At 68.2% G+C, this 15,142-nt stretch carries 13 protein-coding genes; 8 read left to right on the plus strand and 5 right to left on the minus strand.

Annotation, left to right across the window (positions count from 1 at the left end):
• The first annotated feature begins 27 nt into the window (after window positions 1-27).
• A complete protein-coding gene (locus C1931_RS14530) occupies window positions 28-621 on the plus strand; it encodes a mechanosensitive ion channel family protein (RefSeq protein WP_108753780.1) in 594 nt (197 codons plus the stop codon).
• 1,065 nt (window positions 622-1,686) lie between these two features.
• Here C1931_RS14530 and C1931_RS14540 read toward each other — a convergent pair.
• Complete coding sequence (locus tag C1931_RS14540) at window positions 1,687-1,953, minus strand: DksA/TraR family C4-type zinc finger protein (RefSeq protein WP_108750680.1); 267 nt, start codon at window positions 1,951-1,953, stop codon at window positions 1,687-1,689.
• Between the two features lie 111 nt (window positions 1,954-2,064).
• Complete coding sequence (locus tag C1931_RS14545) at window positions 2,065-2,622, minus strand: DUF2058 domain-containing protein (RefSeq protein ID WP_108750681.1); 558 nt, start codon at window positions 2,620-2,622, stop codon at window positions 2,065-2,067.
• A 62-nt stretch (window positions 2,623-2,684) separates the two neighbouring features.
• On the opposite strand from C1931_RS14545, the gene C1931_RS14550 reads away from it, so the two are divergent.
• The 3 genes from C1931_RS14550 (at window position 2,685) to C1931_RS14560 (ending at window position 5,703) form a co-directional block, all read left to right on the plus strand.
• Entirely contained in the window at window positions 2,685-3,185 is a 501-nt protein-coding gene (locus tag C1931_RS14550; RefSeq protein WP_108756853.1) for a M48 family metallopeptidase, read from the plus strand.
• Between the two features lie 47 nt (window positions 3,186-3,232).
• Window positions 3,233-3,931 (plus strand): RNA pseudouridine synthase, encoded by a 699-nt coding sequence (locus C1931_RS14555; RefSeq protein WP_108756854.1) that lies wholly within the window; start codon window positions 3,233-3,235, stop codon window positions 3,929-3,931.
• A gap of 227 nt (window positions 3,932-4,158) precedes the next feature.
• The gene (locus tag C1931_RS14560) at window positions 4,159-5,703 is read left to right on the plus strand and encodes a phospholipase D family protein (protein ID WP_108756855.1); all 1,545 of its coding nucleotides are present in this window, start codon (window positions 4,159-4,161) and stop codon (window positions 5,701-5,703) included.
• 3 nt (window positions 5,704-5,706) lie between these two features.
• Here C1931_RS14560 and C1931_RS14565 read toward each other — a convergent pair whose 3' ends face one another.
• Window positions 5,707-6,777 carry an HDOD domain-containing protein gene (locus tag C1931_RS14565; protein ID WP_108756856.1) on the minus strand — a complete coding sequence of 357 codons (1,071 nt, stop codon included), beginning with the start codon at window positions 6,775-6,777 and terminating at the stop codon, window positions 5,707-5,709.
• A 275-nt stretch (window positions 6,778-7,052) separates the two neighbouring features.
• Between C1931_RS14565 and C1931_RS14570 the strand changes: the two genes are divergently transcribed.
• Window positions 7,053-8,150, plus strand: coding sequence for a Glu/Leu/Phe/Val dehydrogenase dimerization domain-containing protein (locus tag C1931_RS14570; RefSeq protein WP_108753786.1), 1,098 nt, complete (start codon window positions 7,053-7,055; stop codon window positions 8,148-8,150).
• 60 nt (window positions 8,151-8,210) lie between these two features.
• Here the strand turns inward: C1931_RS14570 and C1931_RS14575 are convergent, their stop codons facing one another.
• Window positions 8,211-11,051, minus strand: a complete 2,841-nt coding sequence (locus C1931_RS14575; RefSeq protein WP_108756857.1) for a S8 family serine peptidase — start codon at window positions 11,049-11,051, stop codon at window positions 8,211-8,213.
• A 181-nt stretch (window positions 11,052-11,232) separates the two neighbouring features.
• Between C1931_RS14575 and C1931_RS14580 the strand changes: the two genes are divergently transcribed.
• From C1931_RS14580 to C1931_RS14590, 3 genes are all read left to right on the plus strand, one after another.
• A complete protein-coding gene (locus tag C1931_RS14580; protein ID WP_108756858.1) occupies window positions 11,233-12,408 on the plus strand; it encodes an acetyl-CoA C-acyltransferase in 1,176 nt (391 codons plus the stop codon).
• A 122-nt stretch (window positions 12,409-12,530) separates the two neighbouring features.
• Entirely contained in the window at window positions 12,531-12,872 is a 342-nt protein-coding gene (locus tag C1931_RS14585; protein WP_108750689.1) for a hypothetical protein, read from the plus strand.
• A gap of 149 nt (window positions 12,873-13,021) precedes the next feature.
• Window positions 13,022-13,432 (plus strand): hypothetical protein, encoded by a 411-nt coding sequence (locus C1931_RS14590; RefSeq protein ID WP_108750690.1) that lies wholly within the window; start codon window positions 13,022-13,024, stop codon window positions 13,430-13,432.
• A gap of 37 nt (window positions 13,433-13,469) precedes the next feature.
• Here the strand turns inward: C1931_RS14590 and C1931_RS14595 are convergent, their stop codons facing one another.
• Window positions 13,470-15,107: an acyl-CoA dehydrogenase family protein gene (locus tag C1931_RS14595; RefSeq protein ID WP_108756859.1), complete on the minus strand. Its 1,638-nt coding sequence runs from the start codon at window positions 15,105-15,107 to the stop codon at window positions 13,470-13,472.
• Window positions 15,108-15,142: the final 35 nt, after the last annotated feature.

The following is a 15,142-nucleotide window of genomic DNA, read 5'->3' on the forward strand; positions in this document are numbered from 1 at the left end:
TTGTTCTCCGCTACCCGCTGTCGCCCCATGATGTTGTCACTGAAGGATCACCTGCCGGCCTGGACCCACCCGTGGCTGCACGACATCGGCGTCGGCCTGCAGATCCTGGCCACGCTGCTGGCCGCCTGGTTGCTGCGATTGCTGGCGCGGCGTCTGATCCGGCGCTTTTCCGAGCACTACACCCTGCCGCAGGAAATGGCGATGGGTGCGCGGCGGATCAGCAGCTTCGTGGTGTATTTCAGCGCCCTGCTGTACATCCTCAGCCTGCTGGGTGCATCGCCTTCGGTGCTGTGGACCGCGTTCACCGGCTTTGCGGCGGTGGGTGCAGTGGCCTTCTTCGCGGCCTGGAGCGTGCTGTCCAACATCTTCTGCACGTTGCTGATCTTCACCACCCGCCCGTTCCGCCTGCACGATTACATCGAAGTGCTGGAGAACGGCGAGAAGCCCGGCCTTAAGGGTCGGGTGATCGACGTGAACCTGATCTACACCACGCTGCAGGAAACCGGCGATGGCCACCAGGGCACGGTGCTGCAGCTGCCCAACAACCTGTTCTTCCAGCGCACGGTGCGCCGCTGGCGCGACCCGTCGCAGGCCCCCGGCGGCATCCAGGGCGACGGCTGAGGGGGTTTTCTCTGCAGGGCTTGCAGCCCTGCACCTGCTACGAGCAACGGCAACGGCAACGGCAACGGCAAAAGCTTGCATTCCGTGGGATGGCGGGGTGGGTCCGGTTGCGGGGGGCGCTGCAAGTACGTCCATGTAAGCTTGGCCGCGGCATCCATGCCGCGGACACCCCCGCAACCGGACCCACCCCGCCTTCGACAGTTTCCCGCGATCTTTTGGATCGGCGTTCTGCTCTGGTGGGTGTCGACCTTGGTCGACACGCGTGAATTCATTCGGTATCTGACAGATGTGTCGACCAAGGTCGACACCTACCAACAGCCGCGTATGCCGCGATGGCCAGTAGAGCCACGCCATGCGTGGATGCGTTTCGAATTCCATTCGAAATTTTCGATTCCCACAGAGATCAATCCACGCATGGCGTGGATCTACTGTGTCGACCAAGGTCGACACCTACCAACCGCCGCGCATGTGCCGCGATGGCTAGTAGAGCCACGCCATGCGTGGATGCATTTCGAATTCAATCCGAAATTTTCGATTCCCACAGGGATCAATCCACGCATGGCGTGGATCTACTGTGTCGACCAAGGTCGACAGCTACCAACAGCCGCGCATGCCGCGATGGCCAGTAGATCCACGCCATGCGTGAATGCGTTTCGAATTCAATTCGAAATTTTCGATTCCCACAGGGATCAATCCACGCATGGCGTGGATCTACTGTGTCGACCAAGGTCGACACCTACCAACCGCCGCGCATGTGCCGCGATGGCAAGTAGAGCCACGCCATGCGTGGATGCGTTTCGAATTCAATCCGAAATTTTCGATTCCCACAGAGATCCATCCACGCATGGCGTGGATCCCCCGCCGATCGCGGGAATCTGTCAGAGGTGGGGCGGTGTCGGATTGCGGGGTGTCAGCCGCATGGATGCGGCTGCCAAGCCTACACGGACGTACTTGCGGCGTCCCCGCAATCCGACACCGCCCCGCCATCCCACGGAATGCCGCTTTTGACGTTGACGTTGACGTTGCATTGAGCAGGTGCAGGGCGCAGCCCTGCAAAAACCCCTTTCACCGAAGCTGGCTGTCCTTGCTGCCGCGGCGGTTGTAACCGGCGTGTGCCTGTTCTTCATCGTCCAGCGCCTGCTGGCACGCCACGCACAGGCGAACACCGGGCACGGCCTGGCGCCGCGCCAGCGGAATCGGCGCGTCGCATTCTTCACAGTGTTCCAGACCCGGCCCCTGGCGCAGCTGGCGCCGCGCACGGGCAATGGCATCGTCAACGGTGGCGTCGATCTGGTCCTGAACCGCGCCGTCGCCCGCCCAACCGGTGGCCATCACTCACCTCCGCAACTGTCAGGTATTCCCCTGATATGGGGACCTTGCCCGTAACTGCAATCGGCAGCACCGGGCCCTGCCCGGCGTGCTGGCGGCCGGTTCAGCCGCGCCTTACCAGACCAGGTCGTCCGGCACCTGGAACTGGGCGTAGTAGGCGTCGTCCTCGGCGTTGCCGGTGGAAATCTCGGCGGTCGAGCCGGGCTGGCCGTGGTCGACGATGATCGCCTCGGGCGCACGCTCGCGCACCTTCTCGGCGGCCGCACGCGGCAGCAGGGCGTAGCCTTCGCCGTGGGCGACGATGACCAGCACGCCCACCGACAGCGCCTTGCGCAGCTTGGGGTCGATCAGCAGCGTGCGGATCGCCGCGCCATCGCTGAAGCGGTACTCGTCATCACCCTTGTGCGGCACCGCGTGGGCCGTGATGATCTGCTTGGCCTGCGCCTTCTGTTCAGCCTGGCGGGCCTGGGCATTGCGCTCGGCCGCCAGCGCGCGGTCGCGTTCGACCTTCTCGGCGCGCGCGCGTTCAGCTTCGCGCTGCACCTCGGCCGAGGCCGATTCCGCCTTGCCCTGCCGCGCCTTGGCCTGTTCACGCGCGGCAGCACTGGCCTGCGACTTCTTGGCCAGGCCGGCCTTGAGCAATTGTTCCTGCAGCGCGTTGGGCTTTGCCATGGTCGGACGGTACCGCGTGTAATCTTGGAAGCCCCATTCTACCGACGCCCCGCCGCCCCTGCATGGCTGTCCTGAAGTACCTCACCGGTTACCCCGAGCCCCTGGTGGCCCAGGTCAGCGAACTGCTGGCCCAGGGCAAGCTCGGCCCCTGGCTGCAGCAGCGCTACCCCGATCCGCACGAGGTGCGCAGCGACCGCCAGTTGTACGACTATACCCAGGAACTGAAGGACCGCTACCTGCGCAAGTCGGTGCCGCTCAACAAGGTCCGCTACGACAACACCCTGGAAGTGATCAAGCACGCGCTGGGCACGCATACCGCCATTTCCCGCGTGCATGGCGGTCGCCTCAAGGCCAGTCGCGAGATCCGCATCGCCACCGTGTTCCGCCAGGCGCCGGCCGCGTTCCTGCGCATGATCGTCGTGCATGAACTGGCGCACCTGAAGGAAGCCGACCACAACAAGGCCTTCTACCAGCTGTGCCAGCACATGGAACCGGATTACCTGCAGCTGGAGTTCGATACCCGCCTGTACCTGACCGAGCTGGCCAACCGCAGCCAGCGCTGATCGGCCGCAGCAGCTACACTGCGCGCCCCCTGACCGACCTGCCCGCCATGGAACCGATCCGCCTCGACAAACGCCTGTCCGTCCTGCTCGGCATCCCGCGCGGGGAAGCGCGGCGCTATGTGGAAGGTGGCTGGGTGACCGTGAACGGCAAAGTGGTGGAACAGCCGCAGCGCCCGGTGGATGAGGACGCGGTGATCGTGGTGGCCGAACAGGCCAGCGATGAAAAGGCCGAACGGGTGAGCATGCTGCTGCACAAGCCGGCGGGCATGGCGGCCGAGGCATTGTGCGCACTGGTCAGCAGCGCGACGCGCAGCGAACTGGATGCCAGCGGCACCCGCGCCCTGCAGCGCCACTTCCACGGCCTGCAACTGGCCGCCGCACTGCCGGCCGCCGACAGCGGTCTGGTGGTGGTCAGCCAGGACCCGGCCACGCTGGCCCACCTGCAGCGCAACCTGGGCCGCACCGAGCAGGAATACCTGGTGGACGTGGCCGAAGGCGGCCCCGAACGTGGCCCGTGGCTGATGGCGCGCCTGCAGCAGGAAGCCGGCGGGCCCAAGGTCAGCTGGCAGAGCGAGCAACGCCTGCGGTTTGCCGGCAAGGGCCTGACCGCCAAAGGCCTGCGCGTGGCGGTGACTGCTGCCGGGCTGCAGGTGACGGCGGTGCGCCGGCTGCGCATCGGCCGCGTGGCGCTGGGGCCGCTGGTGCCGGGGCAGTGGCGCTACCTGGGCAGCGACGAGCGGTTCTGACCCCACAAAGCGCCATCCACGCATAGCGTGACCGTGCCCAGAACGCCATCCACGCATGGCGTGGATCTACTAGCCACGGGGTCGGATCCCTTGCCGCAGGCAAGGGCGCTGACCCCACAAAGCGCCATCCACGCATGGCGTGACCGTGCCCAGAACGCCATCCACGCAGGGCGTGACCGCGCCCAGAACGCCATCCACGCAGGGCGTGGATCCACTAGCATGGTGGCATGAGACTGCTGCGTATCGTCGCCATCATCGTTGCTGCGCTGGTGCTGCTGGTGTTGTCGGGCCTGCTGCTGGCCGACCATCTCACCCCCAGCGCGCGCGGGCCCGCATCGCAGGTGCTGCCACTTCAGCCGGCGCAGACCGCGATCGATCGCCAGCTGGCGCCGCTGCTGGCCGCCCACCCCGGTCAATCCGGCGTGGCCTTCCTCAGCGATGGACTGGATGCCTTCGCCGCGCGCGCGGTCATCACCGAACAGGCCGGCCGCAGCCTGGACCTGCAGTACTACATCTGGCACGACGACCGGGTGGGCCACCTGATGGCCAAGGCGCTGCACGACGCCGCCGTGCGCGGCGTGCGCGTGCGCCTGCTGCTGGATGACATGAATGCCAAGGACAAGGACGCGCTGATGCTGGCGCTCGATGCGCACCCGAACATCGAGATCCGCCTGTACAACCCGTTCCGCAACCGCAGCGGCATCGCCCGTACGCTGGAACTGGTGCAACGCGCCTTCAGCGTGAACCACCGCATGCACAACAAGAGCTGGATCGCCGATGGCCGCGTGGCAATCGTCGGCGGCCGCAACATCGGCGAGGAATACTTCAGCGCGCGCGACGATGTGAACTTCCAGGACCTGGACCTGGTCGTGGCCGGCCCCGCGGTGCAGCAGGCCAGCGCCATCTTCGATGCGTACTGGAACAGCGACGCCGCCGTTCCGATCAGCGCGCTGGCGCACTACAGCCAGGCGCAGCTGCGCGTTCTACTGCAGCAGTCCGACCGCGATGCGCTGCATGACAGCAGCCGTCCCTACCTGCAGCGCGTGGCCAGCTCGCGAGCGCTGCGCCAGCCCGGCCCCGAGCCCCTGCACTGGAGCGCCCAGGTGCGCATCCTGTCCGACCCGCCGATGAAACACCGCGACGATGCACGCGACGGCTGGCTGGTGACCGCGCTGGCCGCGCAGTTGCAGTCCGCCCAGCACGGCGCGCTGCTGGTCTCGCCCTACTTCGTGCCCGGTGCCGAAGGCCTGCAGGGTCTTTCGGCCATGGCCGCACGCGGTGTGCAGGTGGGCGTGGTGACCAACTCGCTGGCCGCCAACGATGTGGCCGCGGTGCACGGCGGCTACATGGGCTACCGGGTGCCGCTGCTGCAGGCCGGCGTGCAGCTGTACGAACTGAAGGCACACGGCGAACCGGGCGACAGCAGCCTGTTCGGCAGCAGCGGCGCCAGCCTGCATAGCAAGGCCTTCGTCGTCGATGACCGCCGCGGCTTCGTCGGCTCGTTCAATCTCGACCCGCGCTCGGCCTACCTCAATACGGAAATGGGCGTGCTGTTCGACGATCCCGTGCTGGGCGCGCGCCTGCGCCAGGAATACCTGCGGCTGGCCGACCCGCAGCACAGCTGGTGGCTGGCGCTGGGCGCTGGCAACGAGCTGCGCTGGCTGGAACGGCAGCCGCCGCCGCACTGGGTGGGGCGCGAGCCCGGCAGTTCGCTGGGCAAGCGCTGGACCGCGCGGGTGATCAGCTGGCTGCCGGTGGAATCGCAGCTGTAGCGCTTACGGTACGGGCGTCTCACCGTCCTCGGCGCCGGCTTCCTCCAGCGTTTCCACCGCGCGCCCGTGCAGCCGTCGCCAGATCCAGCGCAGCGCGTGGGGCGGTGCCGAAGGCAGCTGTTCCAGCAGGGCCTGCATGCGTACCTGGCTGCCATGGCCATGCCGGCACAGCAGGCTGGCCGCGGCCGCCGCGCTGCCCAGGCGAAGGCTGTCTGCCAGCGGCCCCTGCGCATCGGCGGCCAGCGCCTGGTGCACCGGTTCGGGCAGGTCCCAGGCGGCGGCCACGCGTTGCGCCAGCGGCAAGGACCAGCGCTGCAGCAGGTCCAGTGCCAGCGCCGCATCCACCGTGCTGCCGCGGCCCTGCGCTTCCTGCAGCACCTGCCGCATCACCAGCGCCGCCCCCAGCCCCTGCACCAGCCCCAGCCACTGCGCGGCGAACGCATCGCCGAAGGTGACCGTGCGGGCGTGGTCGGCTGCGGCGCGCGAGGCCAGCAGCGCGTGTTCCCAGATGATCGTGCTGAACTGCGGGAAGACATCGCACTGCACCTGCATGACCGGCTGTACCAGCACGGCACTGATGATCTGCCGCACCCCTTCGGTACCGACCAGTGTGACCGCGCGCTGCAGGCTTTCCACCGGCCGCTCGTGCACCTTGTAGGCCGGGCTGTTGGCAATGCGCAGCAGGTTGCCGGTCAGTACCGGGTCCTGGCCAATGATGGCGGCCATCACCCGCGCCGACGCGGCATCGTCGTTGACGGTCTGGATCAGCTGCGGCAGCAGTTGCGGGCGGCGCGGCAGCTGCCGGGTGGCCCAGTCGCGGTCCTGCAGGGCGCGGTCCACCGCCTCGGCCAGCGGCGAGCTGCCCTCGCCCGCCGGTTCGCCCACCAGATGCGGGGACAGCGCCAGCGCATGCAGGCTGCGCTGCAGGTGCGCGGCGACATCGTCGGCGGCCAGCGGCTCGCCCTGCAGGGGACCGGCGGCCGGGCGGACATGCGATTCGGCCCGGCGCACCGGTGTGGTCGCGCGCCTGCCCGCCAGCCACGCCGTCATGGCCTGCCACCAGACCGGCCTCACCGGCGCCCGCCGTGTTGTTGCACTGCTGCTGCCACTGCCTGCACCCGCGCCTTCTTCACATTCGGCGACCTGCCGTCGTCGCAGCATCGGCCGCGCTTTCATCTTCTTTAATGCCGCCGCCCCGGCCGTGCACGGCATCGGCCGGGCGAATGGACTAGAATGGCGCCGCGCGACCCGTCCCCCAGCCATGACGACGTCGCTTTTTTTGTTTTGGGACCCTACCGTTCATTGGCAGTTCGCTGCAGTTCGCCGCTGATCGCGCCATCGGAGACGCCATGCTATTCGAAACCCTCGCCACCACCGGTCATGAGCAGGTGGTGTTCTGCCACAGCCAGGATGCCGGCCTGAAGGCGATCATCGCCATTCACAACACCACCCTGGGCCCGGCCCTGGGCGGCGTGCGCATGCGCCCCTACGCCAGCACCGACGAGGCCTTGAACGACGTGCTGCGGCTCAGCCGCACCATGACCTACAAGAACGCCCTGGCTGGCCTGAACGTGGGCGGCGGCAAGGCGGTGATCATCGGCGACCCGAAGGTGGACAAGACCGAGGTGCTGTTCCGCGCGTTCGGCCGCTACGTCGACTCCCTGGGCGGCCGCTACATCACCGCCGAAGATGTCGGCACCGATGTGAACGACATGGAGAACATCTACCTGGAAAGCCAGTTCGTGACCGGCGTGCACCAGGTCCATGGCGGTTCCGGCGACCCGGCCCCGTTCACCGCCTATGGCGCGCTGCAGGCGCTGATGGCAGCGCTGCGCTTCAAGTTCGGGCACGAAGAAGTGGGCAAGACCAGCATTGCCGTGCAGGGCCTGGGCCACATCGGCATGGAACTGGTGAAGCTGCTGCGCGACCGCGGCGCCAAGCTCTACGTGACCGACCTGGACAGCGCGCTGGTGGATCGTGCGGTCAGCGATTTCGGCGCCGAAGCGGTCAAGCCCGACGAGATCCACGAAGTGAACGCCGACGTGTTCGCCCCGTGTGCGCTGGAAGGGGCGATCAACGCCGACACCCTGCCGCGGATCAAGGCGAAGATCATCTGCGGCACCGCCAACAACCAGCTGTCCAGCCTGGACATCGGCGATGAGCTGCATGCCCGCGGCATCCTGTACGCACCGGATTACGCGGTGAACGCCGGCGGCGTGATGAATGTGTCGCTGGAGATCGACGGCTACAACCGCGAGCGGGCGATGCGCCTGATCCGCAGCATCTACCACAACCTGACGCGCATCTTCGAACTGTCGCAGCGCGAGAACATCGCGCCGCAGCGCGCGGCCGACCGCATTGCCGAGGCGCGCATCCAGTCCATCGGCAAGCTGAAGATGCCGCTGGGCCGCAGCACCCCACGCCTGGGCAACCTGCGCGGCGGTTGATCGGCGCTGGCCACGCCCGGCAGCCTGCCGGGCGTGGTCACGCAATGCCGCGTCGCCGCGTCAGAACGCGGCGCTGTAGCGCAGTGCGACCTGGCTCAGTTCGCCGCGCGGGCCGAAGCGCTGGTCGTAGCCGAAGCTGAGGCGGCTGTTGCGGCTCAGCCACGATTCCACCGACAGACCCAGCAGGCCACCGGAACGCATCGGCTGCAGCCCGGCCATCGGCGCCCAGGCATCGATGCCGACGAAGCTGGCCTGCGCATCCATGCCTTGGCTGGACAACTGCTGCTGCCATTCGGCGTAGCTACGCAGCGCCCAGTTGCGCCACTGGCGCTCTGCGCGCACGCCGGCCAGTGCCTGGCTGCGGCTGCTGGCATCGCCTGCGCTGCGCAGGCCGAAGCCCAGGCCCCCCTGTTCGCTGAAGCGATCGCTGTCCACGCGGGTGTAGTCGGCGCCCAGGTACGGGGTCAGCGAAGCACCAGCCCAGCCGAAGCGATAACCGGCCTCCACGCTGGCCGTGCTGAAGTTGCCGCCGTAGCGGGCGTTGACCCCGTACTGGCCGGCACCCAACAGCAGCTGGCGATCGATCTCGCGGTTGAACTGGCCGGCACCCACCTGGCCCAGCGCATACGCACCACCGGCATTCCAGCCGGCGTACAGCTGCGCCTGCGACTGCCGGTCGCGGCCGCGATCGCTGCCCCAGGCCCGGTTGCCGAAGCTGCGCGTTTCACCGAAGGCAAAGCCGAGCACGCCGTTGCTGCCCAGTGCGGTGTCCTGGCCCATCATCCAGCCATGGGTGTCGGCGCCGCTGGCCGAGAAGCTGCCCTGGCCGGCCTCGCCCAGCGCGTTCTGCCAGGCACCGGCCAGGCGCGGTGCGCCCTGCACCTGGCCGAAGCGCGCGGACAGCGCGCGGCGGCCCAGATCGATGCTGTCGAAGGTGGCCGCCGTAGCCAGCGCATGCGCCTTGCCGGACAGGCTGTCCAGGCTCTGCTGCAGCGCCAGGTTGCCCTGCACGCCCTGCAGCGCGCCCGCGCCCTGGGCGAACACGCCGGTGACGTCGGTCCCATCGTCGAGTGCTTCGAACGCGCGTTCCACGCGCGAGGCCGAGGCCTGGGTACTGGCGCCCAGGCCGGCCGCCGATGCCGCGCTGACCACGTTGACCCGGTCGATGTTCAGGGTGACGTCGTTGCTGCCATAGCTGAGCCATGCATCCAGCAGGCTGCCCGCGTTGAGGCTGTTGCTGACCCCGTTGAACGTGCCGCTGACGCCCTGCCCGGCCTGCAGCACGGTCTGGGTGCGGCCGGCAGCCGGCACGTAGCCGCTGACGACACTGGACACGTGCACGTCGCCGCCCTGCAGGGTGGCCCTGCCGGTGATGGCAAGTGGACTGGAACCCAGCGAGATCATCAACCGCGCGCCGTCGCGGTGCAGGTAGTTGCCTTCGATGGTGGCGCTGCTGTTGGCATCGCGCACGATCACCATCGCCGCGTTGTCCACGTTGCCCTTGACCCGGGTGGTGCCGGTCATGAACTGCAGCGCGGCCGCGTTGGGGCTTGCCGCTTGCGCGGTGATCACCACGTTGGAAGTGATGGACGCGCCGTCGCGCAGCGCCAGCGTGCCGCGTTCGATGCGGGTGTCGCCGGTGTAGGTGTTGGTACCGGAAAGGCCCAGCGAACCTTCGCCCTGTTTGACCAGGCCGCCGCTGCCGGTGATGTTGTTGCTCCAGACCGAATTCAGGCCCAGCTGCGAGACGTTGACGGTGGTATTGCCCCAGTCGAAGCGGGCCGGGCCGTTCACGGCCTTGCCGACATTCAGCAGGCCGTAGCCGTAGATGGCGTCCACGCCTGGCGCGCCGATGTCGGTGGCCGTGCCCAGCAGGGTCTGCCGCACCAGGTCGTTGTCGAAGTACGGGAAGCGTTCCCAGACCAGCGCGGCCGCGCCTGATACCAGCGGCGCGGCGAACGACGTGCCGTAATTCCACTGGTAGCCGTTGCCATTGCGCTCGGGAAACACCGCGCTGCCCGGTGCGGTCAGACAGTAGCGCGCCGCATCGCCACAGGCGTTGGCCCAGCTGGTGCGTTCGCCGGGCTTGTTGGGATCGATGGCGGTGGCCACCAGCCAGCCCTTTTCCAGATCGGCCGCCGGCAACGAACCGCCCACGCCGCGCTGGCTGGGCAGTGCCGCCACGCTGCTGGGCTGGTCGCGGCCCTCGTTGCCCGAGGCGAACACCACCAGGCCGCCGTTGCTCATGATGAAGGGGCGGTACTCGGCCGCCACCTGCGCGGTGGTGGCCAGATCGGTCCAGTACAACCCGCCCCAGGAGTTGTTCATCACCTTCACGCCGTAGCTGATCAGGTCCTGGTGGATGCCGGCCACGCCCAGCGGGCCGCTGAAGGAGTTGCCCTGACCACTGCCGTCATCGGTGGGCGACGTGTCGGAAATGATCCGCGCCGAGACAATCTGCGCCCCTGGCGCGATGCCGCCGGGCCAGACGCCCACGGTTGCACCGGCGGCCAGGCTGGCCACCGCGGTGCCGTGGCCGACCACGTCGTCCACGTTCAGGTTGTTGCGCGCCGGATCGACGTAGTTGAGGTTGGCCACCACGCGGCCATTGAGCGCTGCGGTGTCGCGCTTCACGCCGGAATCGACGATGCCGATGCGCACGCCCTTGCCGGTCAGGCCAGCCGACTGCGCGGCCAGGGCATTGGTCTGCACCAGGTGTGCGTTCACCGCCGGCTCGGTCGGCTTGGCCGGCGTGGGCGTGGTGGGCGGCGGGGTTACCGGCGGCGTGGTGGGGGGCGGGTCGATGCGTACATTGCTGCCGCCACCGCCACCGCCACATGCACTCAGCGCGGCGACCAGCGCCGAAGCCAGAACCGACCTGCCCATCGTCTTACGTTCCATCGTTTCCTTCCCATGAACGTTGGCCTGCCGCAACCCCTTGCAGGCATCCAGTGCTGCCAGCGGCAGCTACCGCCGACCCTCTATACTGGGTCGACCCCCACGCAGTCTGCCGGGAAATGGCGCCGCTTCCAACGCCCGCCGTCTCCTTTCCGAACATTGCTCACGCATCAACGAGATTGCCATGTCCAACATCGTCATCGCCGCCGCCAAGCGCACCGCCATTGGCTCCTTCCTGGGCCAGTTCAACGGCGTGCCCACCCCGACCCTCGGCGCGGCCGCCATCGCCGCCGCCCTTGAGCAGTCCGGGGTACCGGCCAGCGACGTTTCCGAAGTCCTGATGGGCTGCGTGCTGTCGGCCAACCTGGGCCAGGCCCCGGCCCGCCAGGCCGCCATCGCCGCCGGCATTCCGCTGTCGGCCGGCGCGACCACCCTGAACAAGGTCTGCGGCTCGGGCATGAAGACCATCATGCTGGGCCACGACCTGATCAAGGCCGGTTCGGCCAAGGTGGTGGTGGCCGGCGGCATGGAATCGATGTCCAACGCCCCGCACATGCTGCCCAACTCGCGCACCGGCAACCGCTTCGGCAACTTCCAGGCGGTGGACCACATGGCCCACGACGGCCTGGTCAATGCCTACGACGGCAAGGCCATGGGTGAATTCGCCGAATGCGCGGTGGACAAGTACCAGTTCACCCGCGAGGAACAGGACGCCTATTCCATCGAATCGGTGCGCCGTGCGCAGGCCGCGCAGGCCAATGGCGCATTCGCCGATGAAATCGTCTCGGTGAAGGTGGCCACCCGCAAGGGTGAGGTCGAGTTCGCCAGCGACGAGCAGCCCGGCCGTTCGGACATCGCCAAGATCCCGACCCTGCGCCCGGCGTTCAAGAAGGATGGCAGCGTGACCGCCGCCAGTTCCTCCAGCATTTCCGACGGCGCCGCTGCCGTGGTCCTGCTGGCCGAAGAGGATGCGGCCGCGCGCGGCATCACCCCGCTGGCGCGCATCGTCGGCCACGCCACCCATTCGCAGGAGCCGGAGTGGTTCACCACCGCGCCGATCGGCGCGATCCACGCCCTGCTGGCGAAGACCGGATGGACCCTGGACCAGGTCGACCTGTTCGAAGTGAACGAAGCCTTTGCCGTGGTGGCCATGGCGCCGATGCGTGAACTGGGCATCAGCCACGACAAGCTCAACGTGAATGGCGGCGCCTGCGCACTGGGCCATCCGATCGGCGCCTCGGGCGCACGTCTGGTGGTCACCCTGGTCAACGCATTGCGCACGCGCGGCGGCAAGCGCGGCATCGCTACCCTGTGCATCGGTGGCGGCGAAGCGACGGCAATCGCCATCGAGTTGATCTGAAAGGAATTAACGGCGATTTCGCAAAAATGAATGCGGGAGCGCTTGACACCCAATCTTGGCTTGTCATCATGTTGTCGGCGCGCAGTTGCGCGTTGCCTAATCTAACGACGAGGATTCACACAATGAGCATCAACAAGCTGCTGGTCGCTATGTCCCTGGCCCTGGCCCTGGCCGCCTGCTCGAAGCAGGAAGCTGCCCAGGACGCCGCTGCTTCGGCCAACGAAGCCGCCACCGAAGCCCAGGCTGCTGCCGACCAGGCCGCCGCTGCCGGCGCCCAGACCGCCGACGCTGCCCAGCAGGCCGCTGACACCGCCGCCACCGCTGCCGACGCTTCGACCGACGCTGCTGCCCAGGCTGGCGCTGCTGCCACCGACGCTGCTGCCGGCGCTGCTGCCGACGCTGCCAAGGCCGGTGAAGCCACCGCCGAGCAGGCCAAGGACGCTGCTGAAGAAGCCAAGAAGTAATAACTTCTTTCTTCACGCTGTTCTGGAAAAGCCGCTGGTTCGCCAGCGGCTTTTTCTTTGCCTGAATGCCGCTGTTGGCCTCGCGACCGGGCCTTCACAGGGGCCTGAATAGGCTGGCGTCCCCATCCATCGCTGTACCGGAGACCGCCATGAAGATCCGCACGCTGACCACTTCCCTGCTGGCCGCCTCGCTGGTGCTGGCCCTGGCCGCCTGCAAGGGCCCGGAAGCCGAACAGGCCCGCCAGGATGCCGCGCAGGCCGCCGACAGCGCGGGCGCCGCCGCACGTGATGCAGTGGACCAGGCCGCCGCGGCCACCCGCGAGGCCGCTGACAAGACCGCCGCGGCGTCCGAGCAGGCCGCCGCCGATACCCAGCAGGCGCTGGACAAGGCCGCCGATGCGACCGCCACCGCCGCCGACCAGGCCAAGGCTGCGGCCACCGATGCGGCCGCGCATGCCAGCGATGCCACCGCCGATGCCGCGCAGAAGGTGGCCGACAAGGCCCGCGATGTCGCAGATGACGCGAAGGCCAACGCGGCCCACGAAGAAGCCAAGCACTGATGCTTCCTCTGTCGCCGGGCCTTTTGGCCCGGCGACGTTACGGCAGGGCGCGCGCCAGCATCTCGCCCAGTTCCAGCCCCGGCGGCAACGTCCCCAGCGCCAGGCCATGCTCGCCCTGCAAGCGGCTGCGGATGAAGGCGTCGGCCATGGGGCTCTCCGCCCGCAACAGCACGGCGGCCTGCAGCAGCAGTGCCGTGCGCTCGCAGAAGGCGCGTGCCTGCCCCTCATCGAACCCGGGTGATTCTTCCCAGCGCTGCAGCGCCTGCGAGTAGCGCAGGTCGGCATCGGCCGCCGCCTGCAGTTCCTGTTGCAGGGCGGCCATTGTTTCCGGCTCACGCGACAGCGCGCGCAGCACGTCCAGGCACTGGATGTTGCCACTGCCTTCCCAGATCGAATTCAACGGCGCCTGCCGGTACAGGCGCGGCAGCATCGACTCTTCCACGTAGCCAGCGCCGCCCAGGCATTCCTGCGCCTCGTTGACGAAGGCCGGGGCGCGCTTGCACAGCCAGTACTTGCCCAGCGCCGTGCCCACCCGCGCCAGCGCGGCTTCTGCCGGATCGATGGCGGCGCGATCCACCGCGCGGGCGATGCGCATGGCCAGCACCGTGGCCGCCTCGGATTCCAGCGCCAGATCAGCCAGCACGTTGGTCATCAGCGCATGGTCCACCAGCGGCTTGCCGAACGCGCGCCGGTGCCGTGCATGGTGCAGCGCCTGGGCCAGGGCCATGCGCATTTCCGCCGCCGCGCCCAGCATGCAGTCCAGCCGGGTCATCATCACCATGCCGATGATGGTGGCCACCCCGCGCCCCTCCTCGCCCACGCGCCAGGCCTGTGCACCGCAGAACTCCACTTCGCTGGACGCGTTGGCCCAGTCGCCCAGCTTGTCCTTCAAGCGCATCAGCCGGAACGCATTGCGGTCACCATCGGCCAGGCGGCGTGGCATCAGCAGGCAGGTCAGCCCACCGGGGGCCTGCGCCAGCACCAGGAAGCCATCGCTCATCGGCGCGGAGAAGAACCACTTGTGCCCCGACAAGCGATAACGCTCGCCGTCGATCGGCTCGGCGTGGGTGCTGTTGGCACGCACGTCCGAGCCACCCTGCTTTTCGGTCATGCCCATGCCCAGGGTGATGCCGGCCTTGTCGGCCACCGGCACATCGCGCGAATCGTAGACCGGAGCGGCCGCCTTGCGTGCCCACTCGGCCAGGTGCGGCTGCGAGTGCAGCACCGCCACGGCAGCGTGGGTCATGGTGAGCGGGCAACTGGTGCCCGCTTCGGCCTGGTGATGCAGGTAGCTCAGCGCCGCGCGCGCCACGTGTGCGCCCGGTTGCGGTTCGTGCCAGGACAGCCCCGCCACGCCGTGCTGCTTGGCCGTGCCCATCAGCTGGTGGTACGCCGGATGGAACTCCACCAGATCGATGCGGTGCCCCTGCGCATCGTGCGTGCGCAGGCGCGGCCGGTCGCGGTTGGCATCGAACCCCAGGCGGTACAGCTCATCGCCGGCCAGTGCGCCATACACCGCCAGGCGCGGCGCGAAGGCACCGCCGCCCTCACGCTGCACTGCCTCGGCCAGCGCGACATCGTCGGTCCATAACTGCCGCCCGGCGAACGGTGGTGGCTGGTTCAGCACCACGTGCGTTTCGTAGGGAACGTTGCTGCTGAAGCCCGGTCCGTTCATCCATTGCTTCCCGTTGCGGAAAAGGAGCCCCTCGA

Origin of the sequence: Stenotrophomonas sp. YAU14A_MKIMI4_1 (assembly GCF_003086855.1) — a bacterium.
In the GTDB taxonomy this organism is placed as follows: Bacteria; Pseudomonadota; Gammaproteobacteria; order Xanthomonadales; family Xanthomonadaceae; genus Stenotrophomonas.

What these genes read in the sequence shown, in the direction of transcription:
- C1931_RS14560 (WP_108756855.1), top strand. Translation starts at nt 4,159, where the DNA reads ATGAGACTGCTGCGTATCGTCGCCATCATCGTTGCTGCGCTGGTGCTG.
- C1931_RS14570 (WP_108753786.1), top strand. Translation starts at nt 7,053, where the DNA reads ATGCTATTCGAAACCCTCGCCACCACCGGTCATGAGCAGGTGGTGTTC.
- C1931_RS14575 (WP_108756857.1), bottom strand. Translation starts at nt 11,051, where the DNA reads ATGGAACGTAAGACGATGGGCAGGTCGGTTCTGGCTTCGGCGCTGGTC.
- C1931_RS14580 (WP_108756858.1), top strand. Translation starts at nt 11,233, where the DNA reads ATGTCCAACATCGTCATCGCCGCCGCCAAGCGCACCGCCATTGGCTCC.
- C1931_RS14590 (WP_108750690.1), top strand. Translation starts at nt 13,022, where the DNA reads ATGAAGATCCGCACGCTGACCACTTCCCTGCTGGCCGCCTCGCTGGTG.
- C1931_RS14585 (WP_108750689.1), top strand. Translation starts at nt 12,531, where the DNA reads ATGAGCATCAACAAGCTGCTGGTCGCTATGTCCCTGGCCCTGGCCCTG.
- C1931_RS14530 (WP_108753780.1), top strand. Translation starts at nt 28, where the DNA reads ATGATGTTGTCACTGAAGGATCACCTGCCGGCCTGGACCCACCCGTGG.
- C1931_RS14540 (WP_108750680.1), bottom strand. Translation starts at nt 1,953, where the DNA reads ATGGCCACCGGTTGGGCGGGCGACGGCGCGGTTCAGGACCAGATCGAC.
- C1931_RS14595 (WP_108756859.1), bottom strand. Translation starts at nt 15,107, where the DNA reads ATGAACGGACCGGGCTTCAGCAGCAACGTTCCCTACGAAACGCACGTG.
- C1931_RS14545 (WP_108750681.1), bottom strand. Translation starts at nt 2,622, where the DNA reads ATGGCAAAGCCCAACGCGCTGCAGGAACAATTGCTCAAGGCCGGCCTG.
- C1931_RS14550 (WP_108756853.1), top strand. Translation starts at nt 2,685, where the DNA reads ATGGCTGTCCTGAAGTACCTCACCGGTTACCCCGAGCCCCTGGTGGCC.
- C1931_RS14555 (WP_108756854.1), top strand. Translation starts at nt 3,233, where the DNA reads ATGGAACCGATCCGCCTCGACAAACGCCTGTCCGTCCTGCTCGGCATC.